Origin of the sequence: Thioclava sp. F36-7 (assembly GCF_002020075.1) — a bacterium.
In the GTDB taxonomy this organism is placed as follows: domain Bacteria; phylum Pseudomonadota; class Alphaproteobacteria; order Rhodobacterales; family Rhodobacteraceae; genus Thioclava; species Thioclava sediminum.
Genome location: NZ_MPZR01000005.1, coordinates 210,233 through 222,943, shown reverse-complemented (window position 1 = coordinate 222,943; position 12,711 = coordinate 210,233). Strand labels below are relative to the sequence as shown.

The 12,711-nt window shown below is 64.6% G+C and carries 16 protein-coding genes; 1 reads left to right on the top strand and 15 read right to left on the bottom strand.

Going from position 1 to position 12,711, the window contains the following annotated elements; genetic code table 11:
• Positions 1 to 16 precede the first annotated feature (16 nt).
• Together BMI89_RS11230 and BMI89_RS11225 are read right to left on the bottom strand one after the other, a co-directional pair.
• Positions 17 to 820, bottom strand: a complete 804-nt coding sequence (locus BMI89_RS11230) for a VOC family protein (protein ID WP_078570987.1) — start codon at positions 818 to 820, stop codon at positions 17 to 19.
• Positions 821 to 832: 12 nt separating this feature from the next.
• Entirely contained in the window at positions 833 to 1,237 is a 405-nt protein-coding gene (locus BMI89_RS11225; RefSeq protein ID WP_078520821.1) for a DoxX family protein, read from the bottom strand.
• Positions 1,238 to 1,364: 127 nt separating this feature from the next.
• Between BMI89_RS11225 and BMI89_RS11220 the strand changes: the two genes are divergently transcribed.
• Positions 1,365 to 2,258: a LysR family transcriptional regulator gene (locus BMI89_RS11220; RefSeq protein WP_078570986.1), complete on the top strand. Its 894-nt coding sequence runs from the start codon at positions 1,365 to 1,367 to the stop codon at positions 2,256 to 2,258.
• A 4-nt stretch (positions 2,259 to 2,262) separates the two neighbouring features.
• On the opposite strand, the gene BMI89_RS11215 is transcribed toward BMI89_RS11220, so the two are convergent.
• From BMI89_RS11215 to aroA, 13 genes are all read right to left on the bottom strand, one after another.
• Complete coding sequence (locus BMI89_RS11215) at positions 2,263 to 2,820, bottom strand: LuxR C-terminal-related transcriptional regulator (protein ID WP_078570985.1); 558 nt, start codon at positions 2,818 to 2,820, stop codon at positions 2,263 to 2,265.
• A 30-nt stretch (positions 2,821 to 2,850) separates the two neighbouring features.
• On the bottom strand, positions 2,851 to 3,360 hold the full coding sequence (locus BMI89_RS11210; RefSeq protein WP_078570984.1) for a hypothetical protein: 510 nt from the start codon (positions 3,358 to 3,360) through the stop codon (positions 2,851 to 2,853).
• A gap of 82 nt (positions 3,361 to 3,442) precedes the next feature.
• Positions 3,443 to 3,976 (bottom strand): PepSY domain-containing protein, encoded by a 534-nt coding sequence (locus BMI89_RS11205; protein WP_078570983.1) that lies wholly within the window; start codon positions 3,974 to 3,976, stop codon positions 3,443 to 3,445.
• Between the two features lie 139 nt (positions 3,977 to 4,115).
• Positions 4,116 to 5,348, bottom strand: a complete 1,233-nt coding sequence (gene trpB / locus BMI89_RS11200; protein WP_078570982.1) for a tryptophan synthase subunit beta — start codon at positions 5,346 to 5,348, stop codon at positions 4,116 to 4,118.
• Between the two features lie 105 nt (positions 5,349 to 5,453).
• Positions 5,454 to 6,140, bottom strand: a complete 687-nt coding sequence (locus BMI89_RS11195; RefSeq protein ID WP_078570981.1) for a phosphoribosylanthranilate isomerase — start codon at positions 6,138 to 6,140, stop codon at positions 5,454 to 5,456.
• 1 nt (position 6,141) lies between these two features.
• Complete coding sequence (locus BMI89_RS11190; RefSeq protein ID WP_152844360.1) at positions 6,142 to 6,498, bottom strand: LapA family protein; 357 nt, start codon at positions 6,496 to 6,498, stop codon at positions 6,142 to 6,144.
• 6 nt (positions 6,499 to 6,504) lie between these two features.
• Entirely contained in the window at positions 6,505 to 6,792 is a 288-nt protein-coding gene (ihfB, locus tag BMI89_RS11185; RefSeq protein WP_075774953.1) for an integration host factor subunit beta, read from the bottom strand.
• A 301-nt stretch (positions 6,793 to 7,093) separates the two neighbouring features.
• A complete protein-coding gene (gene rpsA, locus BMI89_RS11180; RefSeq protein WP_078520828.1) occupies positions 7,094 to 8,773 on the bottom strand; it encodes a 30S ribosomal protein S1 in 1,680 nt (559 codons plus the stop codon).
• A gap of 197 nt (positions 8,774 to 8,970) precedes the next feature.
• Positions 8,971 to 9,576, bottom strand: coding sequence for a glutathione peroxidase (locus BMI89_RS11175; RefSeq protein WP_168176799.1), 606 nt, complete (start codon positions 9,574 to 9,576; stop codon positions 8,971 to 8,973).
• 96 nt (positions 9,577 to 9,672) lie between these two features.
• The gene (locus tag BMI89_RS11170; protein ID WP_078550138.1) at positions 9,673 to 10,239 is read right to left on the bottom strand and encodes a hypothetical protein; all 567 of its coding nucleotides are present in this window, start codon (positions 10,237 to 10,239) and stop codon (positions 9,673 to 9,675) included.
• 9 nt (positions 10,240 to 10,248) lie between these two features.
• On the bottom strand, positions 10,249 to 10,857 hold the full coding sequence (locus BMI89_RS11165; protein WP_078570979.1) for a d(CMP) kinase: 609 nt from the start codon (positions 10,855 to 10,857) through the stop codon (positions 10,249 to 10,251).
• Positions 10,854 to 11,363, bottom strand: a complete 510-nt coding sequence (locus tag BMI89_RS11160; RefSeq protein WP_078570978.1) for a hypothetical protein — start codon at positions 11,361 to 11,363, stop codon at positions 10,854 to 10,856. Before BMI89_RS11160 ends, BMI89_RS11165 begins: the two co-directional genes overlap by 4 nt.
• Positions 11,360 to 12,709 carry a 3-phosphoshikimate 1-carboxyvinyltransferase gene (gene aroA, locus BMI89_RS11155; protein ID WP_078570977.1) on the bottom strand — a complete coding sequence of 450 codons (1,350 nt, stop codon included), beginning with the start codon at positions 12,707 to 12,709 and terminating at the stop codon, positions 11,360 to 11,362. Before aroA ends, BMI89_RS11160 begins: the two co-directional genes overlap by 4 nt.
• Between the last annotated feature and the right edge of the window lie 2 nt (positions 12,710 to 12,711).

Here is a 12,711-nt window from a genome sequence, read left to right as displayed (position 1 = left end):
TTCTCTTATCTCGCGATCACTTCGCGGACCATGTGAAGCGCGTGCCCCACGGGTCGGCCACGCTGTCGCCATAGGCCTCGCGGAAGGCGGCGAGCGGTTCGGCGTCCGCCTTCAGCCCCACTTCGACCAGACCGGTCACGGGTTGGTGACGCTCTTTGGCCCCGCGGCTGTTCCAGACATTGGTCGCGAGGTGGTGGTGATAGCCACCCCAGCCGTGGAAATTCGCCCCCGGATAGCGGGCCATCACATCCGCGCCGAGCGTCTCGGCATAGAACGGCTCCGCCGGATCGAGCGCGCCCACCTGAAGGTGAACGTGGCCGATCACCGTGCCTTTCGGCGCGCCGCGCCACGGGCCACGGGCCTCTGCCATCACGTCGCGCAGGTCGATCGGATCGGTCACCATCGCGATCATCCCGTCCTTGCGCGGCCAGTCTTCGCGGGCGCGGTCGCGGTAGATCTCGATGCCGTTGCCCTCGGGGTCGTGCAGGTAGACCGCCTCGCTCACGAGGTGATCGGACGCCCCGTCGAGCCGGATACTTTTCTCGGCGGCGTGGGTCAGCCACGCGCCCAGATCGGCCCGTTCGGGCAGCAGGAAGGCGGTGTGAAACAGCCCCGCTTCCGACCGGCTCGATTTGCGCGCCGATGCGTCGGCCTTGAGGATCACGAGGACCTTGCCGTCGACTCCGTAGCGTGCCTCTGTTGCGTCGGCTGCGATCCGCTCCAGCCCGAGCACGCTCTCGTAGAACGCACCCACCGCCGGGAGGTCATGCACCACGAGGGTCACATGGCCGATTTCGACATTTGCATCACTGCTAGCCATCGTCTCCTCCTGTCACTTCAGTTTGGTCGGGCGCAGCGCATAGAGGCCGTCACCCAGAGCCGCGAGCGCGAATTGCACGATGGCCCACATCACCGGATATTCCCAGCCGCCGCCCTGGTTCGAGAAGCCGAAGCCGTTGCCCCAGTGTGCCGTGAAGGCCGCGCCGAGCAGGATGAACCCGAGCCCGAAGGATACGATCCGCGCATAGATGCCGGTGATCAAGGCGATACCGCCGAGAATTTCCGCCGCCATCGTGAGGATGCCGAGCCAGCCGGGCAGGCCCAGCGATTCAAAGAAGCCCATCGTGCCGGCTGGGGTGAAGACGAACAGCTTCGTCAGCCCGTGGACGAGGAACAAAGCGCCGGTCAGAAGGCGCAGGACGAGGATGCCGTAGGGGGCGAGTTTGGTGTCGATCATGGTCTGTCTCCTGTAGCCGCAACCTTTGTGCGGTGTGTTCGCGTTACAGCGAGGAAATTAGCCATTCCGTTAGCGAATAAAATGGATATTATCAGGAATGACTTTTACCATTTTGTTCTGAATAGCGATGGACATCACCGAACAACTCCGCGCCTTCGTCGCCACCGCCCGCGCGGGCTCGTTCACCGCGGGGGCTGAGCAGCTGGGCATCTCCAATCGGCTCGCCTCGAAATACGTGGCCGAGCTGGAGGACCGCCTCGGCACACGCCTTCTGCAACGCACGACGCGGCGGATCGGGCTGACCCCCGCGGGCGAGCGTCTGCTGGCCGAGGCGCCAAGCGTGCTCGACGGGCTCGACGATCTTCTGGGCGCGGTGTCGGAACAATCGCGCGGGTTTTCGGGCGTGCTGCGGATCTCCGCGCCGGTCACTTTCGGCGAGGTCTATCTGGCGGAAATGCTCGCGCGCTTCGCAGCCCCCCACCCCGATCTGGTGATCGACTTGACGCTCTCGGATGCGGCGACCGATCTGGCCGCCGAGGGGATCGACCTCGCTTTTCGGATCGGGCAACTGCGCGATCAGGCCCTGCGGGCGCGCAAGCTGGGCGAGATCGGAATGCGCGTCGTGGCCTCTCCCGCCTATCTCGACCGCGCGGGCCGCCCGGACCAGATCGCCGATCTCGCCGATCACCGCTGCATCCATGACACCAATCACAGCGCGATCCCGCATTGGCGCTATCGCGCGGGCGGAGACATCGCCACCCTGCCCGTTCCGGCGCAGATCCGCGTCAATAGCGGGCGCGCCGCCTGCGAATTGGCACTGGCGGGGCATGGCATCACCTATGGGCCGGACTTCGTGCTGGAGCCGGAGATCGTGGCGGGGCGGCTGGTCTCGCTGTTTCCGCCCGAGACGCTGCTGCGCATCCCGCTTCATGCGGTCTATCTCGACGGGCCGCGCCTGCCGCGCAAGCTGCGCGCGCTGATCGATTTCGCCTATGAGGATACGCGCGCCCTCCGGGCCTGAGCGCTCAGCCCTTGGCCACCGCCGTCACGCTTTGCTTCGTCGCCGTATCTTCGCGCTGCGCCGCCTCCGCGCGCTGGTCCATCATATCCTCGACGAAAAGGCTCAGAAGCGCGCCGCGCCCGTTCACCCCCGCCTTGCGATAAATCGCGGCGCTTTGCGCCTTGGCGGTGCCTTCGGACGTCTCGCGGAGCGCCGCGATTTCCGCCGTGCTCAGCCCCTTGATCGCAAAAAGCGCGACCTCACGCTCTGCCGCCGTGAGGCCCCAGTCGGAGAAACGCTCTTCCAGGAGATCCTCAAAAGCCGAAGTCGCCCGGCGCAGACGCGCCTTCGCCCGCGCGCCCTCGCGCAGCGCACCCGCCAGGGCGAACGCGCCAAGCGCGAGCCCCAGAATGAGACCAAGCGCCGCCCCGAGTTCGAGGATTTCGCGGTTCTGCCAGCTGATCGGCGCGGGATAGAGGCCGAAGACCGACAGCAGGATATCGGAGATGAAGAACAGCGCGCAGACCGCCTGAAACAGCAAGATCGCCCCGACAAACACCGCACGGCGCAGCCGCGACGTCATAGCGCCGCTCCCGCCGGTCGGTCCGAGGCGTCAATCATCGTCGCTTTCCCCGCCGCCATCGTCGCCGCCACCGCTGTCGCCGCCGCCGCCACCGCTACTGTCGCTGTCGCTGCTGTCATGGCTTCCGCCATCGTCGCTGCCCGACGCGCTGCTGCTATCGTCCGAGGAGTCGTCGGAGGAGTCGCTATCGGAGGTCGTCGTTGTGCGGTCGGAGGTGGAGGTCGCGGTATAGCTCCCCGAGGCGGTGCCGCCCAGAGGGCTATTGTTCAGGATCGGCGTACGGCTGGAGCGGGACAGGTCGCGCAGAATCTCGCCGCTGCGCGGATCGAGGACGATTTCGCGCTCGACGCCTTTGCGCGTGCCGGTGATGCGCACGCGGCCCAGCAAGGTCCGGTGCACGTCGATATTCTGGTAGCCGTAGGATTTGAGCTGCCGGGTAACCGCTTCGCTCGCGGTCTCGGCCCGCGCGAGCCCTGGCGCCACGGGCACGCTCAGCGCGCCGATCAGCACGGCTATCGCCAGATCTCTGCGCAGTCTCATCGGCAAAACTCCCCCCGCGCGCGAACGCGGCATTTCAGAGGATTATGCCCGGTGCGCATGGCACCGGGCAAGTCCGTTCGGATCAGTCGTCGTCGCCGCCGTCGTCGCCGCCGCTGTCATGCGACCCGCCGCCGTCGGAGCCACTGTCGTGCGAACCGCCGTCGTCAGAGCCGCTCTCATGCGAGCCGCCGTCATCCGAGCCGTGATCGGAATCGGACGTGGTGTGGTCGTCGTCGTGGCTGTCATCCATGTGATCGTCGCTGCCCGAATGGTCGTCGCCGTGATCGTCCATATGGTCGTCGTCGCTGCCGTCGTAGAAATCTTCCGACTGCTGACGGACGCTGACGCCCTGCGTCATGTCATAGCCGGCGCGCGTCCGCGACATTTCCTGCTTCTGGATCTTGCCGGTGGCGCGGTCGTAGACCACTTCGATCTTGGTGCCGTTCGGGTTGTAACCCTCGGCTTTCACCTGGGTCGGGCCGACCTTGATCTCGACATTGGTGAAGCCATTGGCCTGCAGATCGGCAGCGATACCGTCCGTGGACACTTCAGCCTGTGCCATATGCGCCGAGACCGCGAGAGCCGCCAGCGCGGCGAGGGTGGATTTCATTTTCATCTTCTATCTCCTCCGGAACAATTGTCCGCCGCGGGCTGCGACGTCGGAGCAAAGGGTCGGCGGACAACACCCGCCGGTCCATTGCCAATTGGGTTATGGAGGAGCAATAAACCTCAGGTTGTACGCCGTAAACCTGAGTTTATGCGTCCATGTCGAAGCCGAGATGCTTCGCGACCGCGAAAATGTCTTTATCACCGCGGCCACACATGTTCATCACGATGATATGGTCCTTGGGCAGGTCAGGCGCAATCTTCATCACATGGGCCAGCGCGTGGCTGGGCTCGAGCGCGGGGATGATCCCTTCGAGACGGCAGGAGAACTGGAACGCCTCCAGCGCTTCCTTGTCGGTGATGTTCACATATTCCGCGCGGCCGGTGTCGTGCAGCCAGCTATGCTCGGGACCGATGCCCGGATAGTCGAGCCCGGCCGAGATCGAATGCCCTTCGAGGATCTGCCCGTCCTCGTCCTGCAGCAGATAGGTGCGGTTGCCATGCAGTACGCCCGGACGCCCGCCGGTGAGCGAGGCGCAGTGCTCCATCTTCTCGTCGACGCCGTGACCGCCAGCCTCGACCCCGATGATGCGCACGGATTTATCGTCGAGGAACGGGTAGAACAGGCCCATCGCGTTCGAACCACCGCCGATCGCCGCGATCACGGTATCGGGCAGACGGCCCTCGCCTTCCTGCTCTTCCAACTGCCAGCGCACTTCCTTGCCGATCACCGACTGGAAATCGCGGACCATCGCCGGATAGGGATGCGGACCAGCGACCGTGCCGATGCAATAGAACGTGTCGCGCACATTGGTCACCCAGTCGCGCAGCGCATCGTTCATCGCATCTTTCAGCGTGCCACGGCCCGATTTGACCGGGACGACTTCGGCGCCCAGCAGGCGCATCCGGAAGACGTTCGGCGCCTGACGCTCGACATCCGTCGCGCCCATGTAGACCACGCATTTGAGGCCGAATTTCGCGCAGACGGTCGCGGTGGCGACGCCATGCTGGCCCGCGCCGGTCTCGGCAATGATCCGGGTCTTGCCCATGCGTCGCGCCAGCAGGATCTGCCCCAGCACGTTGTTGATCTTATGCGCGCCGGTATGGTTCAGCTCGTCGCGCTTGAGATATATTTTCGCGCCGCCCAGCTCTTCGGTGATGCGGGGCGCAAAATACAGAGGCGACGGACGGCCGACATAGTGCTTCCAGAGATCGTCCATCTCCGCCCAGAAATCGGGATCCGTCTTGGCTTTCTCGTATTCCTCTTCGAGCGAGAGGATCAGCGGCATCAGCGTCTCGGACACGAAGCGGCCACCGAAAATGCCGAACCGCCCGTTCTCGTCGGGCACATTCATGAAGGAATTGATCAGATCGTCAGCCATGGCACACCTCGCGCTATTCGTGAGGATCGGTCTAGCGTCAAAGCGGGGCGAGATAAATCCCCGCCCCTGCATCTGGCTAAAAATACTCGATTGCGCGGGGTCCCGCTACGCCCCGTCACTGCCCTGACGGGCTGCATGAACGAAAGCGCGGATTTTCTCGGAGTCTTTGACACCCGGCGCGCTCTCCACACCGGAGGAGACATCGACCTGCCGTGCGCCGGTCAGCAGGATCGCCTCCGCCACGTTCTCCGGCGTCAGCCCCCCGGCCAGCATCCACGGCTTTTCCCATGTGCGCCCGGCGATCAGCCGCCAGTCGAAGGACAGCCCGTTGCCGCCCGGAAGCTCCGCCTCCTTCGGCGGCTTGGCATCGAGCAGGATCTGGTCGGCCACCGCCTCATACTCCGCGATCTTCGGAAGATCGGCGGCATCGGCCACGCCCACGGCTTTCATCACCGGCAGACCGAACTTGGTGCGGATTTCCGTCACGCGCTCAGGCGTCTCCGAACCGTGAAGCTGGATCATGTCGAGCGGCACGGCATCGAGGATCTCGGTGAGCAGCTCATCAGTGGGGTTCACCACCAGGCCGACCTTGGCGATGCCGGGTTCGACATCCTGCGCCAAAGTACGCGCCTCGGTGATCTCCAGATGGCGCGGGGATTTGGCGAAGAAGACGAAGCCCACATACCGCGCGCCCGCCTCGACGGCGGCGGCGATATCCTCGGCCTCGCGCAGCCCGCAAATCTTGACGCGGGCGAGACCCTGCGCGTTGCGGTCTATGGCGACGGTGGGCATCTCAGCGCGAGGGCTGTTCGAGCAGCGCCAGCACGTCGTCCTTCGGGCCGGTCTTGTCGTGGCGCAGGGTCTGAACCTCAGCCTCGAGCTTGCGCGCCTTGCGGTCCGACTGGCGGGCATTGCGGCGCAGACGCGACTCGCGCGCCCATTCCCAGACGAAGCCGATCAGAAGACCCAGCAGGACGCCCGCGAGGATCACGAGGAACAACGGCACCTGAACCGCCCAGTCCCAGCCAAGGAAGCTGCCCGCCTCGAGCGGCAGCACCCGCAGCGTGACGATTTGACGATTGGCCAGTGCCAGCCCGATCAGGACCACGGCGAGCAGACCGAGAAACAGCAGCCGAAGCGCTCGAATCATTAGCTCTTATTCCTCTTTCCCGTTCAGCCGGTCGCGCAGCAGCTTACCGGTCTTGAAGAAGGGTACGTGTTTTTCCTCGACCTCAACCGCCTCGCCGGTGCGCGGGTTCCGACCGGTGCGCGCGTCGCGCTTCTTGACGGAAAAGGCCCCGAACCCACGAAGCTCGACGCGGTCGCCCGAGGCCAGCGCCTCGGTGATCTCGTCGAAGATCGTATTTACGATTTTTTCGACATCCCGCTGGTAGAGATGCGGATTCTCCTCGGCAATCTTGGTGATCAACTCAGAGCGGATCATCTTGTTATCTCCCCCCACGGGCTTGGCCGGGTGTCCCCCGGCTCTTACATGCGTCATTTCCCAATTATAGGACCAATCGTTGCAACGCGGAACAGCAAAGACCCGGAAAATCCACGTAAAATCGAGCCCCTAGCGGTCTGCCGCCGACGGAAGCGCCTTCGCAAACGCAGAAATTCAGCGCTTCGCCCGCCCAAGCGTCACCCGTTGCGCGAATCGTCGTCGCAGATCGCCAAGGCTTTGCGGAACGAAAAAGGCCCCGCCAATCGGCGGGGCCTCTCGTTGAGCCAAGCGGCTCGATCTCTTATTGGTCGCCCTTGAGCGCAGCACCCAGGATGTCGCCCAGCGACGCACCCGAGTCCGACGAACCGTACTGTTCCACGGCTTCTTTCTCTTCAGCGATCTCACGCGCCTTGATCGACACACCCAGCTTGCGGGTCTTGGAGTCGACGTTGGTCACGCGGACATCGACGTGATCGCCAACCTGGAAGCGCTCGGGGCGCTGGTCGGCACGATCGCGGGCGAGGTCCGAACGGCGGATGAACGACTTCATGCCGTTGTATTCCACCTCGACGCCACCGTCTTCGATCGCGGTCACGGTCACGGTCACGATCGAACCACGCTTCACGCCGTCAACGGCATCGGAGAACGTGTCGGCGTCGAGCGCCTTGATCGAGAGCGAGATACGCTCCTTGTCGGTGTCCACTTCGGTGACAGCGGCCTTGACCATGTCGCCTTTGCGGTAGTCCTGGATCGCATCCTCGCCACGCTGTTCCCAGCTGAGGTCCGAGAGGTGCACCATGCCGTCGATGTCGTTCTCGAGGCCAACGAACAGACCGAATTCGGTGATGTTCTTGACTTCGCCTTCGATGACGGTGCCGACCGGGTGGGTCTCTGCGAAGACTTCCCACGGGTTGCGCATGGTCTGCTTGAGGCCAAGCGAGACGCGGCGCTTCGCGGTGTCGATCTCGAGGACCATGACGTCGACTTCCTGGCTCGTCGAAACGATCTTGCCGGGGTGGACGTTCTTCTTGGTCCAGGACATCTCGGACACGTGCACGAGACCTTCGACACCCGGCTCCAGCTCGACGAACGCGCCGTAGTCGGTGATGTTGGTCACGCGGCCGGTGTGGACCGAACCCAGAGCGAACTTCGACTCGACCGAGTCCCACGGATCCGACTGCAGCTGCTTCATGCCGAGCGAGATGCGGTGGGTTTCCTTGTTGATCTTGACGACCTGGACCTTGACGGTCTCGCCGATCGACAGGATCTCGGACGGGTGGTTCACGCGGCGCCATGCCATGTCGGTGACGTGCAGCAGACCGTCGACGCCGCCCAGATCAACGAACGCACCGTATTCGGTGATGTTCTTGACCACACCATCGACGACCTGACCTTCGGAGAGGTTCGCGATGACTTCGGCGCGCTGTTCGGCGCGGCTCTCTTCGAGGATCGCACGACGCGAGACAACGATGTTGCCACGACGACGGTCCATCTTGAGGATTTGGAACGGCTGCTTGAGGCCCATGAGCGGGCCAGCGTCGCGCACCGGGCGCACGTCCACTTGCGAGCCGGGCAGGAACGCGACAGCGCCGCCCAGATCGACGGTGAAGCCGCCTTTGACGCGACCGAAGATGGCGCCTTCGACGCGCTCTTCTTTAGCGTAAGCTGCTTCGAGACGATCCCATGCCTCTTCGCGGCGGGCTTTCTCACGCGAGATAACGGCTTCGCCGCGAGCGTTCTCGACACGGTCGAGATACACTTCGACTTCGTCGCCGACTTCGATCTGCGGAGCCTCGCCGGGGTTGGCGAATTCTTTGAGTTCGACGCGGCCTTCCATTTTGTAGCCGACATCGATGATGGCCTGGCCCGCCTCGATGGCGATGACCTTGCCTTTAACAACCGAACCTTCGTTCGGGGTGTCGATTTCGAGGCTCTCGTTCAGAAGGGCTTCGAATTCGTCCATGGTTGCATTTTGCGACATGCGTTCAGATTTTCCTTTTCATCTTCGGTTTTCTGGCCTTGCGGTTGGCTCCGCCGGTCTTTCGTTGGAATGTCTGTGCTGCAATAGCATACGGGTCGGGTGAGTCCCAACCTGTCTCAGACCGCGCCCATATAGGCGCGATCGGCCAGTATCGCAAGCATTTATTGCGTCATAGGCATGGCGCGAGCGCCTTTCGCTCAGCCTCGGCTCGCGGTCGCGAGAGCGGCTTTGACGTCGCCCAGCATCCAGGTCGAAAGGGGCTCTGCGCTGGCGGGATAGGTCGCGATCACCGAGCCGTCGCGGCCCAGTAGCACCTTGTTGAAGTTCCAGCTCGGCTCGAACCCCTCGGTTTCGCGCATCCAGCGATAGAACGGATGCGCCTGCGGCCCCTTCACCTTGGCGAGCTGCGCCATCGGCAATTCGGCCCCGAAGGTCAGCGCGCAATAGCGCTTGGCTTCCTCGGCACTGGAGAGTTCCTGCCGGAAATCGTTCGACGGCACGGTGAGGATCACCAGACCCTCGCGGCCATAGGTCTCCGACATCTGCTGCAACTCGGTGAATTGCGGGGCGAAACCGCATTTCGAGGCGGTGTTGACCACGAGCACGACCTTGCCACGGAAATCAGCAAGCGAGACCGTCTCGCCCTCCACCAGATCGAAAGACAAATCCCCCGGCACCGGCATCGCGGACCGGGCTTTCACCGCGATCGGTTCAGGCGTCGCCGCCGGGCCGTCGGCGCGTGCCGGAGCGGTCGCAAAGGAGACGCATGACAACATGCAGGCCAAAATCAGGGACAAGCGCATCGGTCCACCCTCGAAATACATCCACCAATACCCAACGCGAGAGTCGGGAAAAAAGTTCACCACTTCGTGAAGATATATTTCACGCGCCCCTTTTCTTCAATCGCAAATGCGGTCGACGCGGCGGTATTTCGGCTCCGGGAACTCCGGTATTTCCATTGGGTCACGGGGCTTTACGCCGGGGCGCACCGCCTCCGGCGCGGTGTTCACGCTGTCGAAATCGAGCGCGAGGCGCTGACAGATTCCAAGACTTTTCTGGCCGATATCGCCGAGATCGCGCAGATCGATCAGATGCCCACCCTTCCGCGCGTAGCCCGTGACCCCGAAATCGAGCGGCGGGTCGAGGCGTAGCCTTTCCGTCTCGGGGCCGAACAGCGCAGCGCCGCCCTCCCAGTCTTCCGCAGGCCCGAGCGCCACCTGCACCTCGAACCGTCCCGGCGGCACCAGCAGGCGAAAGAATTCACCGCCCTGCGCATAGGCGCCCATCACGTCCTGCCCGGTCTTGGCATCGCGCAGCACGATATAGAGATCGCGATCCGGGGCGGATTTGATCTGCAGCGGCAAGGTGCGCGGCAGGTCGGTCTCGCTCCACAACAGCCCCTGCGGGCGCCCCTCGGCGGTGGCCTGTGAGGCAAGAACCAGTGAGAGGAGAACCCAGCGTAGCATCCCCGCCCCCTAGTCCAGATCGCCCGCGCGGCGGGCCTCGATCTGATCGGCGGCGCGCGCGACCGCCTCTTCGATGCTCAGCTCGGACGTGTCGATCACCAGCGCATCCACCGCCGGGCGCAGCGGGCTGTCGGCGCGGCCCATGTCGCGGGCGTCGCGCTCGCGCACCTGCTCCAGCACGTCGGCCTCATCGCCGCCGAGCTCGAGCCAGCGCCGATGCGCGCGCACCTCCGGTGAGGCGGTCACGAACAGCTTCACCTCCGCCTGCGGGCAGATCACCGTGCCAATATCGCGCCCGTCGAGCACCGCACCGCCCTCGCGCGCCGCGAAATCGCGCTGAAACGCCACCAGCGCCGCGCGCACTTCGGGGATCGCAGCCACGATCGAGGCCGCCTGCCCCGCTTCCATCGTGCGCAGGTCGTCGCGCTTGAGATCCTCGGGGCAAAGCGCCTTGGCCGCCGCGATGGGCTCCAGCCCCTCGGTTTCGGATTTCATGCCGACCGCGCGATAGAGCGCGCCGGTGTCGAGATGCGCCAGCCCGAACCGCTCGGCCACGGCCCGACTGATCGTCCCTTTGCCCGCAGCGGCGGGGCCATCGATGGCGACTGTGAATTTCATCGTTTCATCCGCAAATAAACTGCCCGCAGGATCAATAGCGCCAAGGCCGTCAGGCTCAAAGTGACTGCGACGCTCTTCAGAAGCGTCCATCTGCTCGCGAAGGCGATCATGTCATCCGTTACCGTGCCGGTCCGCAACAATGCGGCGACGGCATAATTTTCGAGATAGTCAAACACAGCACCAAGAGCCGCCACGATCGACAACACCACGGCAAGCCAGCCCTTTGCAAGGGCACGAAACGCGACAATCAGCGTCACCGCCTCCAGGGCTGGAAAGACAAGATCGAGCCGCTGCTGAACCGAGAGGTAATACTGTCGCGCCGGAGCATCGAGCGCATCGAGGAGCGCACGGGCCTGCGCAGCACTGTAGCCACCCGGACGCAAATCGAACGGCGCCAGACCGCCCGCCGCATCCCGAAGATGCGGCAAGGTAACGAGCGTCATCGCAAGATAGACCGCCCCCGTCAGGGCCGCGAGCAGGATAAAGGCGACCTGCGCCCGGCTCACCGGTCCGCCCGGACGATCTCCGCGCCAAGCCCGGCCATCAGGTCCTCGAAGATCGGGAAGGAGGTTGCAATGGGCGAGCCATCATCGACCGAGACCGGCTGTTGCGCGGCCATGCCCAGCACCATGAAGCTCATCGCGATCCGGTGGTCGAGATGGGTCACGGCGGTGCCGCCGCCGGGCACGCCCTCGGGACCGCAGCCATGCACGATCAGCGTATCCTCGTCTTCCTCGATCTTGATGCCGTTGGCTTCCAGCCCACGCGCCATCGCGTCGATCCGGTCGCTTTCCTTCACGCGCAGCTCATGCACGCCCGGCATCCGGGTCACGCCCTCGGCAAAGGCTGCGACGACCGAGAGAACGGGATATTCGTCGATCTGGGCCGAGGCGCGCTCGGCGGGCACATCGATCCCGTGCAGCTTGGAATAGCGCACGCGCAGATCGGCCACCGGCTCGCCGCCCTCTTCGCGCTCGTTCTCGAAGGTCAGATCGGCGCCCATCTCGCGCAGCGTGATGAAGATCCCGTTGCGGGTCGGGTTCTGGCTGACGCCCGGCACCACGATCTCCGAGCCCGGCACGATCAGCGCGGCACAGACCGGGAAAGCGGCCGAAGAGGGATCGCGCGGCACGGCGACCTCCTGGGCTTTGAGTTCCGGCTGGCCCTGCAACGTGATGACATGGCCCTGCTCGGTCACTTCGGTGGTTATCTCGGCGCCGAAGCCGCGCAGCATCCGTTCGGTATGATCGCGGGTCGGGGTCTTCTCGATCACGACGGTCTGACCCGGCGCGTTCAGCCCCGCCAGCAGCACTGCCGATTTCACCTGCGCCGAGGCCATCGGCGTCGCGTAGCGCACAGGCGCGGGGCTCGGCGCGCCGAGGATGGTCATCGGCAGACGCCCGCCATGACGCCCGAAAGCCTGCGCGCCGAACAGCCGGATCGGGTCGGTCACGCGGCCCATCGGGCGTTTGCGCAAAGACCCGTCGCCGGTGAAGGTCGCAACGATCGGCGAGGTCGCCATCGCGCCCATGATCAGGCGCACGCCGGTGCCGGAATTGCCGCAATCGATGACGTCTTCGGGCTCGGCGAAACCGCCCACGCCCACGCCATGCACCGACCAGCTGCCGGGACCGTGCTGCGTGACCTCGGCGCCGAAGGCGCGCATCGCCTTGGCCGTGTCGAGCACGTCTTCGCCTTCGAGCAGGCCGGTGATCTTCGTCTCGCCCACCGAGAGCGCGCCAAGGATCAGCGCGCGGTGGCTGATCGACTTGTCGCCGGGAACCTCCGCCGTGCCCTTCAGGGGCCCGCAAGCGCGCGAGGTCATTTTGATCGGAGTGCCGTGGCCGGACATAG

Excerpts from the sequence above, each read along its gene's own strand:
- BMI89_RS11230 (WP_078570987.1), bottom strand. The coding sequence starts at position 820 with ATGGCTAGCAGTGATGCAAATGTCGAAATCGGCCATGTGACCCTCGTG.
- BMI89_RS11225 (WP_078520821.1), bottom strand. The coding sequence starts at position 1,237 with ATGATCGACACCAAACTCGCCCCCTACGGCATCCTCGTCCTGCGCCTT.
- BMI89_RS11220 (WP_078570986.1), top strand. The coding sequence starts at position 1,365 with ATGGACATCACCGAACAACTCCGCGCCTTCGTCGCCACCGCCCGCGCG.
- BMI89_RS11215 (WP_078570985.1), bottom strand. The coding sequence starts at position 2,820 with ATGACGTCGCGGCTGCGCCGTGCGGTGTTTGTCGGGGCGATCTTGCTG.
- BMI89_RS11210 (WP_078570984.1), bottom strand. The coding sequence starts at position 3,360 with ATGAGACTGCGCAGAGATCTGGCGATAGCCGTGCTGATCGGCGCGCTG.
- BMI89_RS11205 (WP_078570983.1), bottom strand. The coding sequence starts at position 3,976 with ATGAAAATGAAATCCACCCTCGCCGCGCTGGCGGCTCTCGCGGTCTCG.
- trpB (WP_078570982.1), bottom strand. The coding sequence starts at position 5,348 with ATGGCTGACGATCTGATCAATTCCTTCATGAATGTGCCCGACGAGAAC.
- BMI89_RS11195 (WP_078570981.1), bottom strand. The coding sequence starts at position 6,140 with ATGCCCACCGTCGCCATAGACCGCAACGCGCAGGGTCTCGCCCGCGTC.
- BMI89_RS11190 (WP_152844360.1), bottom strand. The coding sequence starts at position 6,498 with ATGATTCGAGCGCTTCGGCTGCTGTTTCTCGGTCTGCTCGCCGTGGTC.
- ihfB (WP_075774953.1), bottom strand. The coding sequence starts at position 6,792 with ATGATCCGCTCTGAGTTGATCACCAAGATTGCCGAGGAGAATCCGCAT.
- rpsA (WP_078520828.1), bottom strand. The coding sequence starts at position 8,773 with ATGTCGCAAAATGCAACCATGGACGAATTCGAAGCCCTTCTGAACGAG.
- BMI89_RS11175 (WP_168176799.1), bottom strand. The coding sequence starts at position 9,576 with ATGCGCTTGTCCCTGATTTTGGCCTGCATGTTGTCATGCGTCTCCTTT.
- BMI89_RS11170 (WP_078550138.1), bottom strand. The coding sequence starts at position 10,239 with ATGCTACGCTGGGTTCTCCTCTCACTGGTTCTTGCCTCACAGGCCACC.
- BMI89_RS11165 (WP_078570979.1), bottom strand. The coding sequence starts at position 10,857 with ATGAAATTCACAGTCGCCATCGATGGCCCCGCCGCTGCGGGCAAAGGG.
- aroA (WP_078570977.1), bottom strand. The coding sequence starts at position 12,709 with ATGTCCGGCCACGGCACTCCGATCAAAATGACCTCGCGCGCTTGCGGG.